The following is a 23,512-nucleotide window of genomic DNA, read 5'->3' as shown; positions in this document are numbered from 1 at the left end:
TAAGGAATGGCAACATATACTTAATAAAAAGGCACCCCATCGCTTCCTGAATTAGGAGCGATGGGGTGCTTATTTTATCTGGTTGCTTTATTTATTAAAACGGCGAAGTATGCGCTCGAACCATGGGCGGCGCGCTTTGCGCTCGATGATGGCGGTTTGCTCTTTGATAATCGTTTCTGTTGCTTGTTGCATCAATTTAGCTTGCGAATTAACTTTCTCGTTGCTACGGTCTGGGCGAGTATATTGACCATCAGCTTGTAGGATACGAGCTTTAAGCGTGTCTCGCAATTGAAGTTCTAAGACTTGATAAATTTCTTGTTTAATATCAGCATCTAGGATTGGGAATTCAATTTCAACACGACGAATCATATTACGGGTCATCATGTCTGCTGAAGACAAGAAGAGATGACTGTTGCCGTTACGTTTGAAGTAGTAAATCCGAGAATGTTCAAGATACCGGCCGACAATTGAACGGACGTGAATATTTTCAGAAACACCAGGGATTCCAGGTTTAAGGCAACAGATGCCGCGGACGATTAAATCAATTTTTACGCCTGCTTGACTCGCTTCATACAATTTAAGAATTAATGGTTTATCGGTGAGCGAGTTCATTTTAGCAATAATCTGTCCATTGCCATTTTCTTTGTGTAAGCGAATCTCTTCATCGATATAATCAAGTAAGGAATCGCGAATATCGAATGGTGAAACATGAAGGTAGACATAGTGTGGTCGTTCTGTATAGCCGCTTAAGTGGTTAAAGAATTTAGAAGCGTCTTCAGTTAAGCCAGGATGAACGGTTAAAATCCCCATGTCGGTGTAAATTTTGGCTGTTTTATCGTTGTAATTCCCGGTACCTAAGTGAAGATAACGTTGAATTTTGTTGCCTTCTTTACGGACGATTAAGGTAATTTTACTGTGAGTTTTGAGTTCTCTGACTCCATATAAGACATGGCAGCCAGCTTCTTCAAGTTCACGAGCCCAATAAACATTATTTTCTTCGTCAAACCGTGCTTTCAATTCAACCAACACAGTGACTTCTTTACCTTTTTCAGCGGCACGTTTTAGGGCAGCTACAATTGGTGAATGTTTTGATACCCGATAAAGCGTTTGTTTAATAGCTATGGTTTGTTCATCATCAGCCGCCGTTTCAATTAAAGAAACAACCGGTTGGAAAGAGTCATAAGGATGGTTGAGGAAAATATCTTTTTCCTTCATGGCCGTGAAGAGCTTTTCACCAAGATGCTCTTGGTTTAGAGCAGGTGTGAACGGTTTAAAGAGTTCTTTGGGGTGGAATTGGGCAATTTGCTCACATAGACCAAATAAGAAAGTTAAATCAAGCGGACCATTAAAGGTGTAGACATCCTGAACTTCAAGTTCAAGAGCTTTAGTTAGGAATTCACAATGTTCAGAGCTGAAATCAGGCAACATAGAACTGTCGATTTCAAGGCGGATCGCCATCCCATTTTTGCGTTTCTTGATGTAGTCTTCAATTAACTCTAGTAAGTCAGAAGCGCCTTCTTCAGTCACGTCGAAATCGGCACTCCGAGTAATGCGGAATGGATAAGCGTAATCCACTTGATAGCCACTATAAAGGCGACCGATAAAGTGAGTAATTAAATCCTCTGTTAAAACAACAGTATTTTTTGAGCCCAAAGAAATAATGAAGAAGCGATCAACTAAAGCTGGGATTGGCACAATAGAGATTGGATGCGGATCAATATTTTTTTGCTTTTTCTTCTTTTTGCCAGATTCTTCGCTAGATTCGTCGACAATAGCAGATAACTGCACGAAAATATTGATGACTTTATTGTTTAAATGAGGAAATGGTCGATAGGCATCGACCCCAATTGGTGAAAGGGTTGGGGCGATTAACTGACTGAAATAATCTTCGGCAAAGAGAAGTTCATCGGCTGATAATTCGCTCACTTTCTTAATTGTGTAATCAAGATTAGGGAGGGCATCCTTTAATTCGGTAAAGCGATCATATTGGAGGCGAATATTCTCATGATTTTTTTGCGAAATCTGATCGAGGAGTTCGCTCGGCGTCAAACGTGTTTTATTTTCTGAAATTTCAATATTAGCTAAGGCCTGATCAGTGATGCCGGCTACGCGAACCATGTAGAATTCATCGAGGTTGGAGCTAGCGATGGCTAGAAATTTTAATTGTTCAAGGAGAGGGTTTTCCGCATCATAAGCTTCTTCGATAACCCGTTTGTTAAAATCAAGCCAACTTAATTCGCGATTAAAGAAGAATTCTGGTCGATCCAATTCACCTAAAGTTTCAAGGTCTGTATCATTTTGCACAGGAGGATTTTGTGGAAATAGTGGATCGAATGAGCTGGTATTTGGCATAAAAATGGTTACTCCTTTCAAGAATAAAAAACTAAATTAAAAAATAGCTTAGTGCGATATCACTACTATTGAGAGCCCGTTCTAAATGTTTAATGTGACGATTGATGCGATACTCCTCAGCGACAATTGGATGATGGTGGTAAATCTGCAATTCTAAATGTTTATTCTTGTTACGAACAAGCTGGATTTTCGAAATTGGACCCGTTTGGGAATCATTGAGTGCTTGAGCAAATTTAATCAAGCCACCTAAACGTTGAAGTTGCTCAAGTTCTTGGTCAGTAAACCAATGATCTAAGCCGCGCAAATAATGATTAAAGAGTGTTTTGTTACGATAACTTGCCAATAAAGCTAAACGAATGCGTCCTTTATGGGTAAAGCCGAGTAAGTTCATGTTTGATAGAAGATAGAAGGTATGTTGTGAGTCGGCTTCAGGGCTAATAAAATCACCAAACAAATACAGATAAGCAGCATATTCGAGTTCTTCTTGCTGACAATAAGTATAATCGAAGCAACCTAATTGACTGGCTTGATGGTAAAGGTCAATGGTATATTTAGCACGAATTTCGCTTGATAAAGCGATTTGATTAGGAAAGTCATAAAGGATTTTCTGAATCGTTCGCGCTTTAATTAAATGAATATCGATGGGAGAATTATAGGATTGGTTTATGTATTTCGCGATGATACCTTCACGCAAACCTTGACTTGAAAAGGCAAAGGAAGGCGCTTTGCTGAAATCCATCAATTCAATAAAGACAATATTGGCAGGAATAATAATATCTCGGCGGTCCGTACTCAAGCCGTCTATATTATCTAATTGACTAAAAGGCGTTTGGGCAAATAATTTGAGGGTAGTTTGCAGATCATCAAATTTCATTTGATAACCGTGAACACCAGCCAAGGGATAATCGGTTAAGAATTGATGGACGAGAGCAATGTTTCGAGCCGATCCGCCAACCGCAATGATGGGTAATTTGGCCTTTTTAAGCCAATCCAAGCTCTTAAGTTGTTTGTTAACGTAGCGGCGTAAAGCGGCCATAGCATCCGAATCATTGTGGTTGAGACCATTAAAAAATTGTTTTTGTAGGGATACAGCCCCGAAAGGAAAACTATGGTAAGCTTTCATCTGATGCTGCTCGATTAAAGTGATTTCGCAAGACCCGCCACCTAAATCAATGGTAATAGCATCCTCAATAGGTAGAGAATGTAAAATGGCGTATTGACCAAAGGATGCTTCTTCTTCTTCAGACACAATTTCAATGGTTAGTCCAGTTTGCGCTTTGACCTGAGCCAGAATATCCTCTTGATTGGCTGACTGGCGAACAGCCGCGGTTGCCATCACTTTTAGGGTTTGTGCTTGAGCCGCTTGCCAGACATATTTGAAACTTTGTAAGGTCTCAACGAGCTTGTCGATGCCAGCTTGGCTCATTACCGTTTGTCCGCCTATTTGTTCCAAGTTTTGGGATAAACGAGCGGGTGTTTTTATATTTTGAAGTTCGATATAGTTGTAGTAATGATCGATTCCGTAGATGACTAAACGAATGGTGTTGGAACCGATGTCGATGATCCCGACTTTTTCTTTATACATGAGCAGTCCTTTCCAAGGCAGAATATGATTAGAGGTAGCGTTTGATGGCTTCCACTAAATCATTTGAGTGGGAGACAATCTCTCCGTTGAGTTTGATTAAGCCCACTGTGTAAAGGTTGATATATGAAAACTGAGATTCAGCGATGGTTTGAAGAGCTTTGAGCTTTTCAGGATGTTGTCCACCTTGTTGGCGCACATCAGTGTATAGGCCGATAACTGGAATTCCAGCTTGGTAGGCCACACCGATTTCTGAAGCAACCCCTGGGTCGATAACGAGACCGTCAAGGACCGCCACGACGATGTCACTGGCTAAGACTTCTTGCGTATCGTATTGGGCAATCATTTTAGAATCAGCGTAAGCATTTTTATCATTGATGTCAGCCGCTTCTTGTGGGAGGTAAATCTCTAATTCAGGAAGGGCTTGCCGAAGATTGGCAACCACTTGAGCGTTATATTGTTGTTCCATTTCAGAAAAAAGCGGGCTAGCAAAATATAATTTTGACATGGTCAACCTCCTAGTTAATCATTACGTTCATTATAACTAACCCTAGAAAGGGACTCAATAAGTAGAAGACAATTGTTGGAAATTCTTTTGGTCAGGATGGTCCTCTTAATGGCCGGGTGCTATAATGCGAATGAAAGGGTTAATAGCATGATTGCAACCTCGGGTTGCGTAGTTTTATAGTAAGCTTGATAGAAAGAATTGTTCCAAGATGACACACTGTAATCAAAAGTAAATCATTCACTAGGAGAAATTTAAGATGATTTTAGCAGATAAAATTATTTATTTACGCAAACAGATGCAATTGACTCAAGAACAACTGGCGGAGCAATTAGATGTGAGTCGTCAATCGATTTCGAAGTGGGAAGGGTCGTTGGCTACTCCTGATTTGAATAAAATTATGGCGATGAGTCGAATTTTTGGAGTAAGCACGGATTTTTTAGTTAATGATCAAATGACCTTGGATGACTTGAATCAAGAATCAAAGGTCATGAGTGAGCTGCCCGTGATCGATTTGGAGCAAGCAAATGAATACCTTGAAAATTTACCGAAATATGCTAAAAAAGTCAGTCATTCGGTAATTTTATTCATTGTAGCCATCATTCCTATAGCCTTAGCGGATTTGCCTCAAATAATGCCTGAAACCAAACCGGATATTAAAATAGCTGGGGCAGTCAGTCTAGCCTTTCTTATGGTAGCTGTGGGTGTCGGCCAGTTAATCTTAGCTCATCATTCAATGCGGTCTTATCGGCAAATTGGCCAAGGCGAAGTTGACTTAGCCTATGGTGTTGATTCTTATGTCAGAGATAGAATAGAAAAGGGACAAGATCAGCATGTGAAGCGTTTAGTGATGGGAGTCGGGACGTGTATAGCCTCTTTTGCGGCTTTGATTTTCTTAGCTAGCTATTTTGAGGGTCAAGATTTGGATGGCATAGTCGTTATGATTTGGTTGTTGATTGTTGCTCTGGGAGTATATATCTTGGTTAGAGAAGGAATCATTTGGTCAGGTTACCACAAATTGATGGATCCTCAAGCTCAAAGAAGAAAGCGCAGCGAGGAAGCTCGTAATGATGCATTCGCGACTATTTATTGGTCAATAGTGACAGCGGGATTCTTAGGGTATAGTTTCCTGACTAAAGACTGGGGCCGGTCTTGGGTGGTTTGGCCGATTGCTGGAATCTTATATGCTGCCTTTGAAGCTATCGTATCTTTAAAAAGGTAATAAATAAATTGAACATTTCCGACCAATGGATACAAACATTAAAAAGGCGATAAGAGAAGAAGAGCTTCTTTTATCGCCTTTGTGATTTATGATGGTATCTTATTTGTTTTTAAGTCGTAAAGCATTCACTAGTACGGAAACAGAGGAGAGGCTCATAGCCAAAGCCGCCATCATCGGATCCAATAAAGGGCCGTTAAAGAGTAACTTAAAGAGGCCCATAGCAAAAGGAATGCCAATAACATTATAAGAAAAGGCCCAAAATAGATTCTGTTTGATGATGCGGAGAGTGTTGCGACTCATCTTAATCGCTGTCGTTACATCTTCTAGAGAGCTATTCAAAAGAATGATATCGGCTGACTCAATGGCGATATCGGTTCCCGCTCCGATGGCCATGCCGATGTTCGCTTGAGCTAGGGCAGGTGCATCATTGATGCCGTCACCCACCATGATGACTTGGTGTCCTCCTTCTTGTAAGTCTTTGACGACTTGAGCTTTTTCTTGAGGTAGGACTTGGCTATGAACGGTTTGGATGCCAACCTTTTTGCCTATGGCTTGAGCGGTTGCATGTCCGTCACCGGTTACCATATGAATGGCTAAGCCTGCTTTTTTTAAGTCTTGGATGGCTTGACGACTCGTTTCCTTTAGCGGGTCAGCAATGGCGACCATGCCCATGACCTCTTGATCTTGAGCGAGGTAGATGACAGTTTGTCCAGCAAGTTCCCATTGTTTTGCACGTTCTTGCCATTCTGGATGGGGGTGCTGGTCAAAAATGAAGGCCGCCTTGCCAACTTTTATTTTATGGCCACTAAAGTTAGCTTTAAGCCCCAAGCCAGGTAGATTTTCAAACTGATCAAGGATTAAAAGCTGGGACTGATAATGAGCTTGATAATGGTCAAGAATGGCTCGGCTTAAAGGGTGTTCGGATTTAGCCTCAATGGAAGCTAGTAACTGGAAGAAGTCATTAGGATTTGTTTTATTGGTTAGATAGGATTGGGTTACTTTAGGTTGACCTTGAGTAATAGTTCCCGTCTTATCAAGCAATAGAATGTCGGCTTCTTGAACGGCTTGGAGAATGGCTCCGTTTTTAACTAGAATACCCTGACGGGCTGCGGTGCCAGTACCGACCATAATTGCTGTCGGTGTCGCTAAACCCAAAGCGCAAGGACAGGCGATAATCAAGACAGCGATGAATATTTTTAAAGCGAAGGCCAAACTAGAACCTAGTAAAAAGTACCAAGTTAGACCGGATAGGAGGGCGATGATCATTACGCTAGGAACAAAGATGCCTGAGACTCGGTCGGCTAGTTGAGCAATGGGGGCTTTATTGCTTTGAGCTTCTTCTACTAAATGCACAATTTGAGCGAGAAAACTATCTTGGCCTACACGTGTAACTCGAATGCGTAAACTTCCATTTTGATTCAAACTTGCTCCCGTAACAGCATCTCCTACTCCTTTTGCGACGGGAAGACTTTCACCGGTTAACATGGATTCATCAACAAAGCTTTGACCATCAATAATGACACCGTCAGCAGGAATCGCTTCACCAGGATTGACTTGAATCAATTGATTGACTTGTAATTGTGCACTAGCAATCATTTGACTTTGACCATCTTCCTTAATTAGACGAGCTTCTTGGGGTGCAAGTTGAACTAATGCTTGGATGGCTTGGGATGTTTTGCCTTTAGCGAGATTTTCTAGATATTTACCTAAGGCCATCAGGGTTAGGATGACCGCAACAGACTCATAATAAAGATCTAAATGGCCCTCGTGGCTGGGGGTCCCTTGGCTTAGGAGAGAATAGGTGACCCATAGTCCTTGAATAAAAGCTGCACTAGTTCCCAAAGCTCCAAGTGATTCCATATTAGGATGGCCTTTGAACAAAAAGCTCCAGCCACGTTGATATAAGTGACGATTTAAGTACATGACTGGCAAAGTAAGTCCTAACTGAAGCAAAGCGTTGGTTAAGGGAGCGTGCGCTAGGGAAATTTCATGAGGAAGCTTGAGACCTACCATGGGTCCCATCGTTAAAATAAATAGAGGCAAAGTAAAGGCTGCCATCCAATAAAGCTGATGTTTTTGAGAGCGAAGTTGAGCCTGTTTGCTTTCTTGTTTGGCAACTTGCTCCGGTAGGGCTAGCCCACCATCAAGGTTTACTTGAACAGTATAGCCAAGTTCTTTGACAGTTTGACAGATTAAATCCTCGTCGATGGATCCATGCCAATCCACAGTTAATTCTTCTTTAGCTAAATTTACTTGAGCTTGTTTCACTTGGGGTAATTGATTCAACTTTTGTTCTATTTTGTTAGCACAAGAGGCGCAACCCATACCTGTTACTTGAAAGTGACTAGAACTTGGATTTTGACTGTCAGGTTCTAATTGGTAACCGATGGCCTTAACTGCATCTTGTATTTGTTGAAAGTTGGTTAAGTTGTGGTCGAAGCTTACTCGGGCTTGTTCAGTTGCGTAATTGACTTGCGCACTTTGAACGCCTGGCTGCTTCTGTAAGGTTTGTTCCACTTTGAGGGCACAAGAGGCGCAATGGAGGCCTTGAACAGTGTAGTGATGATTTTCCATAAGTATTTAACCCTCCTTGTTGGGATGCTGATGGCAGTGACATTGGCCAACTGGACATTGACAGGCGAGTCTTTCTGGTGCGTGATCAAGTTTTTGATTGAGTTGGTCAATTAATAAACGACAATCCGCTTGGCTCAGCTCTTGCTGCTCAATGATGGTATGTAATAGTTGGCCCCGCTGACGTTGACAGGTTTGGTTGAAAAGTAGCTGAACGTGACTAGCTAAGGCTTCTAACTCGCTAATGCTGGCTTGGTAGCTACTTGGCCGTTTATTTTCTTCTTTAATTAATAAACCTTTTTGAACTAAGCGATTAATGAGGGATTTAATCGTTCCTTCTTTCCAAGCTAAAATAGAAGTGAGTAAATCAATAATTTGGCGACTGCTAATTGAGTGATTAGCCCAAACGACACGCATGACTTCCCATTCAGCACTAGTGATATGTGGGTTGGTATTGGTCATTTTAAACCTCCTAGTTTACAAATGTAATCTTTGATTGAAGTTTACACCTGTAAACTAAAGATGTCAAGAGCTTTGTTTTTTCTGCTAATGATGGTGTATGTTACAATAGGAAGTAAGAAGAAAGAGGTGATGAGGATGTTAGTGAGACCTGAACGCTACAAGACCATGAGTGCGGTCTTTTTGATCATTGTTAAGGATGGAAAAGTCTTATTGCAGAAACGTAAAGATACAGGTTATTGTGATGGATGGTACGATTGTGGTGCGAGTGGTCATGTTGAGGCAGATGAATCTACCAAGCAAGCCGCTGTCAGAGAACTAGCTGAGGAATTACGGGTGGAAATTCCTATGGACCGGTTAGATTTAGCAACGACGATTCATATTCGTTCGAACGACAAAGTATATTATTATTTCTATTTTGCTCTTGAATTGGCAGGCGACGAGGAGTTTGATTTTGTCATTAATGAACCTGACAAAAATGATGAACTTATTTGGGTGGATCTAAATCACTTACCCGATCGCCTCATCGATTACAATCAGATTGCAATTCATAACTATCAAGAAGGTATTCCTTATAGTGAAATTGGTTGGAACTATTAAGGAAGGAGAGACACAAGATATTGTGTCTCTTTTTAGCGCCAGGCACAAAATAATGTATTAGTTGTGAAATTGGTCTAGGCTATTCACTTAAAACATGGTATCATTAAACAAGTTAGATTACGTAGGGAGGAATGAGTCTTGCTAGTTGTTTTCTTGTCTTTAACGGGTCAAACGCGAAAGTTTGTCGCTAAACTTGGTTGGCCAAGTTTTGAATTGACCTATGAAAATGCCTTTACGCAAGTAGACCAACCTTACATTATGATCATTCCGTCTTATGATCGTGAAGTTACTAGCCTATGTAATGATTTTATTGAAACAGGCCATAACCGTGCCTTTTGCAAGGGAGTTGCAGGTGGCGGGAATCGAAATTTTAATACCCTATTTGGTTTTTCAGCTAAAGATTTTAGCCGTGACTACCAAGTCCCATTGCTGCATTTGTTTGAATTCCAAGGATCCCATAATGATGTAACAAAATTGAAAGAGCAGGTGGAAAAAAATGGATAAACCAGTCCTATCAAGTAAACCAACTGAAATCACGTACTATAAACTGAATAATGAATTGAATCGTCCAGTTGATGGCAAAATTCCGCTTCATAAAGATCGTGAAGCTGTACGTGCGTATTTTCTGGAGCATGTCAATCCGAATACGGTCTTCTTTTATACATTAGATGAGAAGATTAAATATTTGATGGACCATGATTATATTGAACGAGAATTTATTGAAAAGTACGATCGTCAATTTGTTAAAGACTTAATTTCTTCGACCTACGATATGAAATTCCGTTTCAAATCCTTTATGTCAGCTTACAAGTTTTATACCCAATATGCCTTGAAGACCAATGATGGCCAACGTTATATTGAGCGTTATGAAGACCGAATTGCTTTTTGTGCTCTATTCTTAGCAGATGGCGATGAAGCCTTAGCAACTAAGCTCCGTGATGAGATGATTGCGCAACGCTATCAACCGGCGACACCTACTTTCCTCAATGCGGGCCGTAAACGTCGGGGTGAGTTAGTGTCTTGTTTCTTAATTCAAGTTACGGATGATATGAACTCGATCGGCCGTACTATCAACTCGGCCTTGCAGTTATCACGTATTGGTGGCGGTGTTGGAGTTAATTTATCGAATTTACGGGCTGCAGGTGACCCGATTAAGAAAATTGAGAATGCTTCCAGTGGCGTGGTTCCTGTTATGAAATTATTGGAAGATTCTTTCTCTTATTCGAATCAATTAGGCCAACGAAACGGGGCTGGGGCAGTATACTTAAATATTTTCCACCCAGATGTCGTTTCTTTCTTATCGACTAAGAAAGAAAATGCCGATGAGAAAATCCGGGTGAAGACGTTATCGTTAGGTTTAGTGGTGCCAGATAAGTTTTATGAATTAGCAGCTAAAGATGAGCCAATGTATCTCTTTAGTCCTTATGATGTTGAACGTATCTATGGCAAGCCATTCTCTTATATTGATATTACAGCTGAATACGACAATTTAGTTAATAACGAAGAAATTCGTAAATCTAAAGTATTTGCCCGTGATTTAGAGAATGAGATTTCAAAACTCCAACAAGAGTCAGGCTATCCGTATATTATTAACATTGATACGGCTAACCGTGCAAACCCAATTGAGGGAACAATTACCATGAGTAATCTATGTTCGGAGATTTTACAAATTCAACGGCCATCCGTGATTAACAACCGTCAAGAGTTTGAAGTTTTAGGAACGGATATTTCGTGTAATTTGGGCTCAACTAATATCGTTAATATGATTCAGTCGCCTGATTTTGCTTCCTCAGTAGAGACAGCGGTTCGGGCCTTAACCTATGTAACTGACCATTCAAATATTGAAGCTGTTCCGACCGTAAAACACGGTAATGATTTGGCTCACACGATTGGTTTAGGAGCCATGGGCTTGCATACCTTGTTTGCAATTAATCAAATGGAATACGGTTCTCCAGAATCACTTGAATTAACGGAAGCTTATTTCAATGCTTTAAATTATTATTCCTTGGTAGCTAGTAACAAAATCGCTAAAGAACGTCAACATACTTTCGAGAACTTTGAAGCGTCTAAATATGCGACAGGCGAGTATTTTGATACCTTTATTCAAGATCCTTTTACGATCTCAAGCCCTAAAGTAGCCGAAATCATGACCAAAGTTCCTATGCCAACGGCTGAAGATTGGCAAGCCTTGAAAGAAGCGGTTCAAGCCGATGGTCTATATCACCAAAACCGATTGGCCATTGCTCCGACAGGCTCAATTTCCTATGTAAATGAAACGTCAGCTAGCCTACATCCTATTACGCGCCTGATTGAAGAACGTCAAGAAAAGAAAACGGGTAAAACCTATTATCCTGCTCCGATGCTGTCAAACGATACCCTACCTTACTATAAATCAGCTTATGATATGGATATGCGTAAGGTTATTGATGTCTATGCAGCCGCGCAGAAGTATATTGACCAAGGTATGTCATTGACGCTCTTTATGCGCTCAGAGATACCAGAAGGCATGTATGAATGGAAACAAGGTCGGACCAATAAGATGACAACTCGCGATTTGAATATCCTCCGTCATTATGCTTGGAAAAAGGGGATTAAATCGATTTACTATGTCCGGACCTTTACAGAGAACAACGATGAAGTCGGCTCCAATGAATGTGAAAGCTGCTCAATTTAATCGTCCTAACTAGAAAGGAGTCAAAATAATGACACAACCCTATATCGCGATTAACTGGAATCAAATCGAGGATATGATTGACAAACTAACTTGGGAAAAGTTAACCGAGCAGTTCTGGTTAGATACGCGTATCCCTTTATCCAATGACTTAGATGATTGGCGCCTCTTATCGGCTGCTGAGAAAGATATGGTGGGTAAAGTCTTTGGTGGACTAACCCTCTTAGATACCCTTCAGTCTCAAGATGGGGTGGCCGTTCTTAAGGAATCCATTCGTACCCAACACGAAGAAGCCGTCCTCAATAATATTCAATTTATGGAATCGGTTCATGCGAAATCTTATTCGTCTATTTTCTCTACTTTGAATACTAAAGCTGAAATCGATGATATCTTTACTTGGACGAACTCCAATGAAACAATTCAATGGAAAGCGGATCGAATTAATGAGGTCTATCAAAATGGCAGCCCCCTACAAGTTAAGGCTGCTTCCGTTATGCTAGAATCCTTCTTGTTCTATACGGGTTTCTTTGCACCGCTTTATTATCTAGGAAATAACAAACTGTCCAATGTGGCTGAAATTATTAAGCTCATTATTCGTGACGAATCGGTTCACGGAACCTATATCGGCTACAAATTCCAATTAGGCTATAACCAATTAAGCCAAGCCGAGCAAGAAGATTTAAAACAGTGGGTTTACCAATTAGTCTTTGACCTCTATCAAAATGAAAGTAAATTCACCCAAGAAATCTATGACGAGATTGGCTGGACAGAGAAAGTAAAAGTCTTTATTCGTTATAATGCTAATAAAGCTTTGCAAAATCTAGGTTTTGATCCTTTGTTCCCGGATACCGCCGAAGATGTTGATCCAATCGTCATGAACGGTATTTCAACTGGAACGTCTAACCATGATTTCTTCTCTCAAGTGGGTAATGGTTATCTGTTGGGTTCAGTTGAAGCGATGACGGATGAAGATTATACAAAATGGGTTTAATCCTTAAATAAGTAATAGTGATTCTCTTGGTGAGAGTGATGGACGTGTCTGACGAAGCCATTACTCTCACCAAGAGTTTTTTGGTATTGAAGCCATCAAATTTATAAGAATCCGTAAACGGTTCTTAATAGGATGCCAATAAACAGCATGCTATACTGAAGCTAAGAAAAGGCATAGGAAAGGTGGAATCGAGGATGCGTCAAGCGAAGTTGGGAATGGTGTTAGTTTGCTTGTTACTGGCTGGGTGCCAAGAACCGGTGAATCAGATTCATGAAACAAGTCAAAGTTCAAGTTATTCGGCATCGGCGGATCGACAAGTTGTTACTGATTCTAAAGTCGGTGTGGCAAACAAAGAATCATCAGCAGCGAAAGAACAAGTGATGATTGAAACGGCTGACTTAAAATTTGAAACGGTTCATTATCAAGAAGATCGTCAAAATCTGCTTAAGTTGATCAAGGACAAACAATGGTTGATTCAGTACCAAAATGAAGGGCAAAATCCTGTTTATCAGAGTTATCAAATGAATGATTTGAGTTTAAATATGCTAAGTTTAACCATTCGTGTGCCTAAAGACCAGTTTCAACAAGCTATCGATCGCTTGAGTCAAGCCAAATTAGGTAAACGCATTTCCCTCAGTCAGGGAGCTCAAGATGTGACTAAACAAGCCAAAGATTTAGATATGCGATTAAGCTCACTCGATAGTCGAGTGAAACGATTAAATGAACTCTTAGACCAAGCTAAGAACATCACAGACATTATGGCTATTCAAGCTCAGCTAGATGAAGCTCTCTTACAGCGCGATCAAATACTCTCTGAGCAGGAAACATTGAATGATCAAGTGGATTTTGCGACCGTAAATCTTGAACTCAGAGAAGTTAGCACGCTCAGTGATGGGCAACCCCGGACACAAGGGTTTGGCGATCGCTTGAGTCAGGCTATTGGTCAATTGGGAAATCAATTTGTTTGGTTAGCTCAAAGTTTCATTCTGTTCGTTGTTTACGCGATTCCGTATTTGTTATTCCTTGTGATTCTTTTCTGGCTTGTCAAATTTATTTGGCGTTTTGTAGGTAAAAAGACTAACGTACGCTGGTTCAAAAAAAGAAAATCTACCGATAAAATTGATACAGATAATGCGGTTTGATAGACACAGCAATAGAGTGTATCGTTCCTTTTTTCATATAATAGTGGCTCGTTAAAATCAAATTTCCCTTTGAATTAATAAAACAGTTTGAAGTTTTTATCTAAAAGTGTACAATAAGGGTATGAAAATAATATGGAGGCGACCATTGAATGGATATGTTTGAGAAATTAGCCAGTAAAATTGAAGGTAAAGGTTTGCGGATTGTCTTTCCTGAAGCAACTGATAAACGTGTGTTAGGCGCAGCTGTTCGCTTGAAAACGGATGATCTAGTTGAACCCGTTCTACTAGGAAATATCGCTGAGATTGAAGAGGTAGCTTTGGCTAATCATTGGAACATTGAAAATATTGAGAAAATTGATCCAGCAACTTATCCAGATTTGGAAGCGATGAAAGAAGCCTTCTTAGATCGTCGTAAAGGTAAAGCGACTCGTGAAGACGCTGATCGATTAATGTTAGATGTAACCTATTTCGGTACCATGTTGGTCTACATGGACAAAGTAGATGGCTTGGTATCGGGTGCGGTTCATTCAACGGGCGATACGGTACGTCCAGCTTTACAAATCATTAAGACCAAACCAGGTGTGAGCTTAACGAGTGGCGCCTTCATTATGGTACCGCCAACCCGTGACGGTCAAAAGCTCCTCTTTTCTGATTGCGCCATTAACATTAAGCCAGAAGCTCAAGCCCTAGCTGAAATTGCTATCGAATCCGCTAAAACGGCCAAGATGTTTGATATTGATCCCCATGTAGCCTTATTGAGTTTTTCTACTAAGGGCTCAGGTAAATCTGAGGATGTCACTCGCGTAGCTGAAGCCACCAAGATTGCTAAAGAATTGGCCCCTGACTTATCGCTCGACGGCGAAATCCAATTTGATGCGGCGTATTCACCTGTTGTAGCCAAACAGAAAGCACCCGAATCAGAGGTTGCGGGTAAAGCGACAGTCTATGTATTCCCTGATCTCCAATCAGGCAATATTGGTTATAAAATTGCGCAACGCTTGGGATCATACGAAGCAGTAGGTCCCATTTTACAAGGTTTGAACAAACCTGTGTCTGATTTATCTCGAGGTTGTGTTGAAGAAGATGTGTATAAAGTAGCCATTATTACAGCTAACCAAGCTTTAACGGATTAAGAACAAACGCTAACTATATAATAAGATTGCTAGATAAAAACCGCCATCATACGCTAAGAACTTCTTGAGCGTATGATGGCGGTTTTGTTTGATTAGGTTCCTATTGTAATATTTTGTATCGACTCTTTAAGAGTAGGGGACCTAAGAAGGGACTCAAAATGAGAAAGAAACAGACATTTCCTAGGGCGTGGTAGCCGTCAAATAGAAGGCTTTGCAGATAATAAACCAGTGGGTTGGGAATTCGATATACGGCAATATCGCCTAAAGATTGAATGATTCCGTAGGGAAAGGCTAGCAAGCCGACCCAGATGGTATACATGAGATGATGGTCTTTTAGTTTAGTGGCCAACATGGTCCACCAAGCTAGCCAAACGATAGCTATAAAGCCAATGATTTGAAAGAAGGTCCAAGGTCCCATGCCTAGGAAAATATTGGATAGAAGAATCGAAGTGAGTGCTAGCAAGGAAGCTGACCATGGCCCATATATGAGGCCGACTAAAACTAAAATAGTCGTAACGGGTTTGAAGTTAGGTAAGAAAATTAACCATAAACGGCTAGAAAAGTTTAGTCCGGTTAAAAGGGCCAGGGTGGTTAAATAAAGCACCTTATTGTGGGCTGTAAATAAGAGATCGTCCGCCACTCCTATGTGGGGATAGGACAAATGCTTATTGGCTAGCTGATTCAGATTCTTGAGTTTCTCCATTATTGTTTTGACCGCTTTCTTCATTTTTTGTTGTGTCAGCTGATGATTCTTCAGCTGGGATAATTGGTGATGGTAATTCAGCTTCAGTACCATAGTACCAAGCAATCTTGTCACCTGCTTTTAATTTTTGTGAGACAACACCTTTTTCAGCGAATTGGTCATTTAAAAGATAGGACCAGTATATTCCGTTTGCAGGGTCGTTGGTGTGATCAAACATTTGATCAATGATTCCTTCAGCGTCATTAAATTGGAATTTGATTTCTGGATTGGATTCCATCGCTTCTTTGACAGATTTTCCTTCAGCATCTTCAACCGTAAATTCGCCGATAGATTCACCGTGTACGTAGAAATTAAAGACAACCTGACTGGCTTTCTTTTCTTCATCAGATTTAGGGGCTTCAGTGGTTGCTTGGCTGGTTTTTTCTTTAGCTACGGTAGTCTTCGCTTCTTGGTTTTGTTTTGGAGCTTCTTTCTCTTTAGGACTACAAGCGACTAAGAAAAGTGATAAGAGGCAAATGCATAAAAAATGGACACGTTTCATGATAAATTCCTCCGTTCGTTTGATATCTTAAACATAGCAATAAAGCGGTTTAAAGTCAAATACTAGCGCATTAGCAGAGGGTATACTATAATATTACACGTGTGGAAACAAAACAAATATTTATGAATCATCCGGCAAAGTGGGGGAAATAGCCAATGATCAATTTTCAAACAAATTCTGCCAGTCAGACTCAAGATATAGCCAAAGAGTTTGCTCAACATTTGGCAGGCGGAATGGTCTTAGTATTGGATGGGCCATTAGGGTCGGGAAAAACGACTTTCACCCAAGGATTGGGTCGAGCTTTGGGTGTTAGCCGTGCTATCAAGAGTCCAACTTTTACCATTGTTAAGGAGTATCCATTAGCGGACTATCCTTTTGATTTAATTCATATTGATGCTTATCGTTTAGAGACTGGAGGCGCGGATTCAATTGATTTAGCCTACTATCTTAGTCCTGAGCATCTAGTAGTTATCGAATGGGCTGAGTTTTTAGTAGATTATTTACCGGCAACCTATCTGAAGCTTTCCTTTCACTTGCAAACCAAGCTTAGTCAGCGTCAACTTGAACTTAGCATGGTAGGACCGGAAGATCCACGCTATCAAGCATTATTAGCGAGTCTTTAAGCAAGAAAGTAGGGGAAGAATTTTGAAAGAAAAACGTCAAGATCATCAAACGATACCGGATCAAAATGACTATATTGATTTAACTTTAAGGGTGCCAGATAAAGGCGATGCCAAAGCAATCATCGGTTTGTTAAAGGACGTCAGCCAAGAAACGCCTTATTTAACAATGACCCAAGAAGCCGCTGATATCTCTATTAGTCAACAAGCGCATTTGATTGAGTTATTTGAAGAGGTGCCAACCAATATTATTATCGTCGCGGAAGTAGACGATCAAATTATTGGTATGGCTAATGTCGCGACCTATGGATCCAGTAAACAAGACCATGTAGCTGAAACAGGCATTTGTTTGATTAAAGAATACTGGGGCTATGGTATTGGAACTCATTTAATGGAAGAAATCATCGCTTTTTCTAAGAAAGTCGGGTTAAAAGTCCTATCGTTAGAAGTAGTTTGTGAGAATCAAGCAGCCATTTCCTTGTACGAAAAATTTGGCTTTATCAAGTGTGGAACCTTGCATAAACGTTTGCGTGACGGCTATCATTATTATGATGTTTATGTCATGGAATTGATCTTAAGTTGAGACTATTGTCTTTAAAAATTATTAAAACTTAAGAAGGGTCTCTTTACTTTCCAATGGCCTTTGCATAAAATAGGTAAGTATGCGTGAGAGTAAAGAACAAGGAAAGGTAGAATTATGACTTATCTGAATTTAAAAAGCAGTTTGGCTCATATAGATATTAAATTAGATGAGCCATTATCCAACTATACCTATACGAAAACAGGGGGCAAAGCCGATGCTGTTGCATTCCCAACAAGCAAAGAACAAATTAAAGAATTAATTGATTATGTCAAAGAACATCACTTGCCTTTGACCATTTTGGGTAACGCCTCGAATTTGATTGTCCGAGATGGGGGCATTCGTGGCTTGGTCATTATTTTAACGGCGATGAACCACATTCAAGTGGACGGCCTAGAAATTAGCGCTCAAAGTGGTGCTGCCTTAATTGAAGTGAGTCGCCAAGCTTTAGCCGCTAGTTTATCAGGATTAGAGTTTGCCTGTGGCATTCCTGGTTCCATTGGTGGAGCCGTCTTTATGAATGCAGGGGCCTATGGAGGCGAAGTCTGTGATGTCATCACTGAAGTAGAATATATCACGCGCGAGGGTGAATTTAAGACCTTGATGAATGCGGATTGCCATTTTGCATATCGTCATAGTATCTTTCAAGAAACCAACGATATTGTTTTGAATGTCCGTTTCCGTTTGAATTCAGGCGACGTAAAGGCCATCCAAGCTCAAATGGATCATCTAACTGAGTTGCGTCAAGCTAAACAACCGCTCGAATATCCATCTTGTGGTAGTGTCTTCAAACGTCCGGAAGGGTATTTTACAGGTCAACTCATCCAGGAAGCGGGCTTGCAAGGTTATCGAGTGGGTGGAGCAGAAGTTTCGCGTAAACATGCTGGTTTTATTGTCAATGTTGATCACGCTACGGCGACGGATTATTTGCAAGTGATTGAACATATTCAAGCTACCATCTGGGAGTTAAACCAAGTTCGTCTTGAAACCGAAGTGAAGATTATAGGTGAGAATCTCGCTTGATGGGCGGTCTAGCCTAAGCATAATAGATATTTAACAAAAGACTGAATGATAAGTTCTTAGCGTTTGAAAAGAGCTTTGATTCAGTCTTTTTTTATTAGAAATCGCATTGTGAATCGTACTTACTTCTGCAATCAATGAGATGAAAAGAAGCTTGCTTTTGCCTATTGGGACGGCTAAAAGAGACTGTCATAATCTTTACAATACGATAACGAATATTCGATTGTATGTTTGATTTTTAACTGATATAATCGGGACTTGTAGGACGTTTTCTACATTCAAATCGGTTTAAAAGGAGCCAATAATTGTCAGATAAAATTTGTATAAAGGGGAAATGTTTAGATGGAAACAGCTAACTATAGTGTGGTATTAAAAGGGGTTACCAAATCCTATGACGACCATCAAGTATTAAAAACAATTGATATGGAACTTGAAAAAGGGAAATTTTATACTCTTTTAGGGCCTTCTGGATGTGGTAAGACCACGATATTACGAATTATTGCCGGCTTTACCTCTGCAACGAGCGGAGAGGTTTATTTAGATGGAAAAAACCTCAATGGAATTGCGGCTAACCAACGAAAAGTTAATACTGTTTTTCAAGACTATGCCTTATTTCCACATATGAATGTCTACGACAATATTGCTTTCGGCTTGTCTGTAAAAAATGTTGATAAAGCGACGATTAAAGAAAAAGTAACTGATGCCTTAAAGATGGTGCAATTATCCGGTTATGAAAACCGTGATATCGCCGAAATGTCAGGGGGTCAACGCCAGCGGGTGGCCATCGCACGCGCGATTGTTAATGAACCTGAAGTTTTATTATTGGATGAACCTTTATCGGCTCTAGACCTCAAATTACGAACAGATATGCAATATGAATTGCGTGAGTTACAACAACGATTAGGGATTACTTTCGTTTTCGTTACCCATGATCAAGAAGAAGCCTTGGCTATGTCGGATTGGATTTATGTTATGAATAACGGTGAAATTGTTCAATCCGGAACACCGGTCGATATTTATGATGAACCAATCAACCGTTATGTAGCTGACTTTATTGGTGAATCGAATATTGTTGATGCTAAGATGATTGCTGACTACCGGGTTGAATTTGTCGGTAAAGAATTTGATTGTGAGGATGCTGGGATTCCGGCAGGTGAAGCGGTTGAAGTGGTGATTCGTCCTGAGGATATTGATATCACGGCGCCAGAACAAGGTAAATTGGTGGCAACTGTGGATACCATGTTATTCCGGGGCGTATTTAATGAAGTGATTGCCTATGACCAAGCAGGTAATGAATGGATGATTCATACTACTGATAAGGTTCAGCCTGGGGCACAAGTGGGTCTATTCTTCAATCCGGAAGATATCCACGTAATGCGATTCAATGAATCTGAGGCTGAATTCGATGCTCGTCTAGAACAATATGAAGACTAGGAGGATCGGCGTTGAATCAGAAAAAAAATAACCTATATGCGATTCCCTATTATCTGTGGATTGTCTTGTTTGTTGTGACACCTTTGGCTTTAGTCCTTTATAAATCGTTTTTCGATATTCATGGACACTTTACTTTTGCCAACTATGTAACGTTCTTTAGTTCGCGTAATTATTTAGTCATGACAGCCTCATCTTTCTTTTATGCCTTTTTAATTACCCTGGTGACCTTTATGCTATCTTATCCGATGGCTTATGCACTAAGTAAAACTAAGCATAAACAGTTGTGGTTAATGCTTATTATTATGCCTACTTGGATTAACTTATTGCTCAAGGCTTATGCCTTTATTGGTTTGTTGAGCCATGGGGGGATGGTGAATAATTTTCTATCTTTCTTCGGCATTGCCCCTCAGCAATTATTATTTACTGATGCGGCCTTCTTAATTGTTGCTGGGTATATTGAATTACCTTTTATGATTATGCCAATCTTTAACTCGATTAACGAAATTCCGACTTCATTCTTAGAGGCGAGCTTGGATTTAGGAGCGTCTAAATGGGACACCTTACGCCGCGTCGTCTTTCCTTTATCTTTGCGCGGGGTTCGTTCAGGTGTTCAAGCGGTTTTCATTCCATCGCTTTCCCTTTTTATGTTGACACGTTTAATTGGAGGTAACCGAGTGATTACTTTGGGAACCGCCGTTGAGCAACATTTCCTCGTTACCCAAAACTGGGGGATGGGTTCAACCATTGGGGTTGTCTTGATGATCTTAATGGTTGTGGTTATGTTTATAACCCGTGATCGACAAGTGAAAGGGGGCGTGAGACATGACTAAGTTTAAATGGTCTCATCTTTACTTGGTGGTCATGTTCACCATTTTATACATGCCTATCTTCTATTTGATCTATTATTCATTCAATGCAGGTGGAAGCATGAACGGCTTTACCGGTTTTACCTGGGAACACTATCAAACTTTATTCGCTGATACCCGTTTGATGATTTTTATTGTTAATACCTTTATTGTAGCCTTACTATCTGGCTTAATCGCTACCGCTATTGGAACCTTTGGTGCGATTGCTATTTACTATATGCGCAAGCATAAGCAACAAACGGTATTATTAAATTTGAATAATATTTTAATGGTTACGCCCGATGTTATGATGGGTGCGAGCTTCTTAATTTTATTCTCCGTTTTGATTCCGATTAAGTTGGGCTTCTTCTCTGTCTTAATGGCTCATGTAGCCTTTAATATTCCGATTGTGGTCTTAATGGTTTTACCTCGACTGTATGAGATGAACGATACCATGATAACGGCAGCTCAAGACTTAGGTGCAAACCACCGTCAAATTATGAGTCGAGTAATTTTGCCAAGCATTGCGACCGGAATTTTCGCTGGTTTCTTTATGGCCTTTACCTATTCATTAGATGACTTTGCAGTTACCTTCTTTGTGACTGGGAATGGCTTTTCAACCCTTTCAGTTGAAATTTACTCGCGTGCTCGCCAAGGAATTGACCTTGAAATCAATGCTTTATCTACCCTGATGTTTGTCATGTCCTTTATTCTAGTAATGGGCTATTATAGCTTGCAATCTCGTGAGCGTAAACAAAAAGCCCTGCTAGCTAAGAACCAAAAGGGGGTGGCTTAAGATGAAAAAACTCATCCAATCGATGGTGTTAATTTTAGTAACAGTTGTGACCCTATTTGGTATTCGTTATCAACTTGAGCAATCCGAAGGCTCTGCTGGTAATAAAATTATTAATTTCTACAACTGGGGCGATTACATTGACCCAGAGTTGATTACGCAATTTGAAAAAGAAACGGGTTATAAGATTGTTTATGAAACCTTTGACTCTAATGAAGCGATGATTTCTAAGATTCAACAAGGTGGAACGGCTTATGATGTTGCTGTACCAAGTGATTATATGATTGAAGTCATGATTGAGAAGAATCTATTAATTCCTTTGGATTATCGTCAATTAGATCAAGCCAAAAATAATGACCCACGTTTTATGGACCTCGATTTCGATCCGAAAAACAAATATTCCTTACCTTACTTTTGGGGTACTTTAGGTGTTTTATATAATACTAAACAAGTTCCTGAAGGAGCTATCAAGACTTGGGATGATTTATGGAAACCGGAATTTAAGAATCAAATCTTGATGATTGATGGGGCCCGCGAAGTGATTGGGATAGGTTTGCAGTCAGAGGGTAAATCATTGAACGAGAAGTCAGATCAAGCCATTAAAGCTTCAGCCTTAAAAATGAAGAAGTTGATGCCAAATATTCGTGCGATTGTTGCCGATGAAATTAAGATGTATATGGCGCAAAATGAAGCAGCTGTTTCGGTCACCTATTCAGGAGAAGCAGCAACAGCTATGTCAGAGAATGAGGACTTAGCTTATGTGGTTCCAGAAGATGGATCCAACATCTGGTTTGATAATATTGTTATTCCTAAAACCTCGAAAAATGTCAAAGGGGCACATGCTTTGATTAACTTCTTGATGCGTCCGGATGTAGCTGCAAAAAATGCTGAATACATTGGCTATGCTACTCCGAATAAGGGGGCTTTCAAATTGATGGATCCTGAAATTACGAGTGATCCAGCCTTCTATCCAAATGACGAATTAGTTAGCAAACTTGAAATTTATAAAAACCTAGGTCAAGAGAAGCTCATCCAATATAATGATGCCTACCTAGAAGTTAAGATTGAACCGAAATAAGACTGAATGATCGGTTTTATTTTCTAGTAAAAATAGAAACACCAGTTCCCTTGTGTGGGAGTTGGTGTTTCTTTGCGTATAGGATGAAAGATTGAATTTGTCATTGTTTTTATACAAAAAACCAGTGAAATTAAATGTTATTTTTTTGTTTTTCAAATATAATGAAAATAACAAGAATATTAGCTCAAATAATTTTATATATTTTGCCATAACTAACCACCGGTTTCACAAATCATGATACACTGGCAATAACTTAGTCCGCCTACTTTAAGTATGATGGATGTAAATATACAGTGATATTTTGAAAATATTTATTTTAAAATTTGTTAGTTAACAGGGAGTGGACTATTTTTTGGCAAAAGAACAGAATACTAATTTAAGCCAGTCATACTCAATAGAGGATTTTGTGGCAGTTTGTGCAGCTTTAGCTGAAGAAGTACGAGTTAAGATGATTCTTTTATTGTTGGATCAAAAAATGTGTGTTAGTGAAATCAGCGAAAGTTTAAATATTTCGATTGCCAATGCATCGCATCATTTAATCATTCTAAAACGTGTGAAGATTTTAATGTCAAAAAAACAAGGAAAAGAAAATTATTATCAAATAGACCCAAATGGATATAGATGTGTAAAAAAAATGATACTTGAGACACTATTTTAGTAGTGTGTTAGT

22 protein-coding genes are annotated in these 23,512 nt (G+C 39.9%); 15 read left to right on the top strand and 7 right to left on the bottom strand.

Features of this window, described 5'->3' with window-relative positions:
• Positions 1 to 87: 87 nt before the first annotated feature.
• From EIH20_RS06070 to EIH20_RS06060, 3 genes are read right to left on the bottom strand one after another with little or no spacing between them, the layout of a single operon-like run.
• The gene (locus EIH20_RS06070) at positions 88 to 2,352 is read right to left on the bottom strand and encodes an RNA degradosome polyphosphate kinase (RefSeq protein WP_124058786.1); all 2,265 of its coding nucleotides are present in this window, start codon (positions 2,350 to 2,352) and stop codon (positions 88 to 90) included.
• A gap of 31 nt (positions 2,353 to 2,383) precedes the next feature.
• Positions 2,384 to 3,937: a Ppx/GppA family phosphatase gene (locus tag EIH20_RS06065; protein WP_124058783.1), complete on the bottom strand. Its 1,554-nt coding sequence runs from the start codon at positions 3,935 to 3,937 to the stop codon at positions 2,384 to 2,386.
• Between the two features lie 28 nt (positions 3,938 to 3,965).
• The gene (locus tag EIH20_RS06060; RefSeq protein ID WP_124058781.1) at positions 3,966 to 4,442 is read right to left on the bottom strand and encodes a nucleoside 2-deoxyribosyltransferase; all 477 of its coding nucleotides are present in this window, start codon (positions 4,440 to 4,442) and stop codon (positions 3,966 to 3,968) included.
• Between the two features lie 256 nt (positions 4,443 to 4,698).
• Between EIH20_RS06060 and EIH20_RS06055 the strand changes: the two genes are divergently transcribed.
• Complete coding sequence (locus tag EIH20_RS06055) at positions 4,699 to 5,661, top strand: helix-turn-helix domain-containing protein (RefSeq protein ID WP_124058779.1); 963 nt, start codon at positions 4,699 to 4,701, stop codon at positions 5,659 to 5,661.
• Between the two features lie 99 nt (positions 5,662 to 5,760).
• On the opposite strand, the gene EIH20_RS06050 is transcribed toward EIH20_RS06055, so the two are convergent.
• Together EIH20_RS06050 and EIH20_RS06045 are read right to left on the bottom strand one after the other, a co-directional pair.
• Positions 5,761 to 8,235, bottom strand: a complete 2,475-nt coding sequence (locus EIH20_RS06050; protein WP_124058777.1) for a heavy metal translocating P-type ATPase — start codon at positions 8,233 to 8,235, stop codon at positions 5,761 to 5,763.
• Positions 8,236 to 8,241: 6 nt separating this feature from the next.
• Positions 8,242 to 8,694, bottom strand: coding sequence for a CopY/TcrY family copper transport repressor (locus tag EIH20_RS06045; protein ID WP_124058775.1), 453 nt, complete (start codon positions 8,692 to 8,694; stop codon positions 8,242 to 8,244).
• 135 nt (positions 8,695 to 8,829) lie between these two features.
• Between EIH20_RS06045 and EIH20_RS06040 the strand changes: the two genes are divergently transcribed.
• The 6 genes from EIH20_RS06040 to pta all read left to right on the top strand — a co-directional run bounded on the left by EIH20_RS06040 (position 8,830) and on the right by pta (position 15,228).
• Positions 8,830 to 9,291, top strand: coding sequence for an NUDIX domain-containing protein (locus tag EIH20_RS06040; RefSeq protein ID WP_164470888.1), 462 nt, complete (start codon positions 8,830 to 8,832; stop codon positions 9,289 to 9,291).
• A 138-nt stretch (positions 9,292 to 9,429) separates the two neighbouring features.
• Positions 9,430 to 9,795 (top strand): class Ib ribonucleoside-diphosphate reductase assembly flavoprotein NrdI, encoded by a 366-nt coding sequence (gene nrdI, locus EIH20_RS06035; RefSeq protein WP_124058771.1) that lies wholly within the window; start codon positions 9,430 to 9,432, stop codon positions 9,793 to 9,795.
• Complete coding sequence (gene nrdE, locus EIH20_RS06030) at positions 9,788 to 11,965, top strand: class 1b ribonucleoside-diphosphate reductase subunit alpha (protein WP_124058769.1); 2,178 nt, start codon at positions 9,788 to 9,790, stop codon at positions 11,963 to 11,965. The genes nrdI and nrdE overlap by 8 nt, the downstream gene beginning before the upstream one ends.
• Positions 11,966 to 11,993: 28 nt before the next feature.
• The gene (nrdF, locus tag EIH20_RS06025; protein ID WP_124058767.1) at positions 11,994 to 12,953 is read left to right on the top strand and encodes a class 1b ribonucleoside-diphosphate reductase subunit beta; all 960 of its coding nucleotides are present in this window, start codon (positions 11,994 to 11,996) and stop codon (positions 12,951 to 12,953) included.
• A 194-nt stretch (positions 12,954 to 13,147) separates the two neighbouring features.
• The gene (locus EIH20_RS06020; RefSeq protein ID WP_124058765.1) at positions 13,148 to 14,095 is read left to right on the top strand and encodes a DUF4349 domain-containing protein; all 948 of its coding nucleotides are present in this window, start codon (positions 13,148 to 13,150) and stop codon (positions 14,093 to 14,095) included.
• Between the two features lie 149 nt (positions 14,096 to 14,244).
• The gene (gene pta, locus EIH20_RS06015; RefSeq protein WP_124058763.1) at positions 14,245 to 15,228 is read left to right on the top strand and encodes a phosphate acetyltransferase; all 984 of its coding nucleotides are present in this window, start codon (positions 14,245 to 14,247) and stop codon (positions 15,226 to 15,228) included.
• 100 nt (positions 15,229 to 15,328) lie between these two features.
• On the opposite strand, the gene EIH20_RS06010 is transcribed toward pta, so the two are convergent.
• Positions 15,329 to 15,931: an ECF transporter S component gene (locus tag EIH20_RS06010; protein WP_124058760.1), complete on the bottom strand. Its 603-nt coding sequence runs from the start codon at positions 15,929 to 15,931 to the stop codon at positions 15,329 to 15,331.
• Positions 15,894 to 16,472, bottom strand: a complete 579-nt coding sequence (locus EIH20_RS06005) for a DUF4430 domain-containing protein (RefSeq protein ID WP_124058758.1) — start codon at positions 16,470 to 16,472, stop codon at positions 15,894 to 15,896. The genes EIH20_RS06010 and EIH20_RS06005 overlap by 38 nt, the downstream gene beginning before the upstream one ends.
• A 155-nt stretch (positions 16,473 to 16,627) precedes the next feature.
• On the opposite strand from EIH20_RS06005, the gene tsaE reads away from it, so the two are divergent.
• From tsaE to EIH20_RS05965, 8 genes are all read left to right on the top strand, one after another.
• Positions 16,628 to 17,095 (top strand): tRNA (adenosine(37)-N6)-threonylcarbamoyltransferase complex ATPase subunit type 1 TsaE, encoded by a 468-nt coding sequence (tsaE, locus tag EIH20_RS06000; RefSeq protein ID WP_124058756.1) that lies wholly within the window; start codon positions 16,628 to 16,630, stop codon positions 17,093 to 17,095.
• Between the two features lie 22 nt (positions 17,096 to 17,117).
• The gene (locus EIH20_RS05995) at positions 17,118 to 17,675 is read left to right on the top strand and encodes a GNAT family N-acetyltransferase (protein WP_164470887.1); all 558 of its coding nucleotides are present in this window, start codon (positions 17,118 to 17,120) and stop codon (positions 17,673 to 17,675) included.
• A gap of 114 nt (positions 17,676 to 17,789) precedes the next feature.
• Positions 17,790 to 18,695, top strand: coding sequence for a UDP-N-acetylmuramate dehydrogenase (gene murB, locus EIH20_RS05990; protein WP_124058752.1), 906 nt, complete (start codon positions 17,790 to 17,792; stop codon positions 18,693 to 18,695).
• Between the two features lie 339 nt (positions 18,696 to 19,034).
• A complete protein-coding gene (locus tag EIH20_RS05985) occupies positions 19,035 to 20,126 on the top strand; it encodes an ABC transporter ATP-binding protein (protein ID WP_124058749.1) in 1,092 nt (363 codons plus the stop codon).
• Positions 20,127 to 20,137: 11 nt separating this feature from the next.
• Positions 20,138 to 20,956 (top strand): ABC transporter permease, encoded by an 819-nt coding sequence (locus EIH20_RS05980; protein WP_124058747.1) that lies wholly within the window; start codon positions 20,138 to 20,140, stop codon positions 20,954 to 20,956.
• Entirely contained in the window at positions 20,949 to 21,767 is an 819-nt protein-coding gene (locus tag EIH20_RS05975; RefSeq protein ID WP_124058745.1) for an ABC transporter permease, read from the top strand. The genes EIH20_RS05980 and EIH20_RS05975 overlap by 8 nt, the downstream gene beginning before the upstream one ends.
• A gap of 1 nt (position 21,768) precedes the next feature.
• Positions 21,769 to 22,842: an ABC transporter substrate-binding protein gene (locus EIH20_RS05970; RefSeq protein ID WP_124058743.1), complete on the top strand. Its 1,074-nt coding sequence runs from the start codon at positions 21,769 to 21,771 to the stop codon at positions 22,840 to 22,842.
• A gap of 352 nt (positions 22,843 to 23,194) precedes the next feature.
• Positions 23,195 to 23,500, top strand: coding sequence for an ArsR/SmtB family transcription factor (locus EIH20_RS05965; protein ID WP_124058741.1), 306 nt, complete (start codon positions 23,195 to 23,197; stop codon positions 23,498 to 23,500).
• The last annotated feature ends 12 nt before the right edge of the window (positions 23,501 to 23,512 follow it).

It is taken from the genome of Vaginisenegalia massiliensis (assembly GCF_900604935.1).
Lineage (GTDB): Bacteria > Bacillota > Bacilli > Lactobacillales > Aerococcaceae > Vaginisenegalia > Vaginisenegalia massiliensis.
This window is presented reverse-complemented; position numbering and strand designations above follow the sequence as displayed.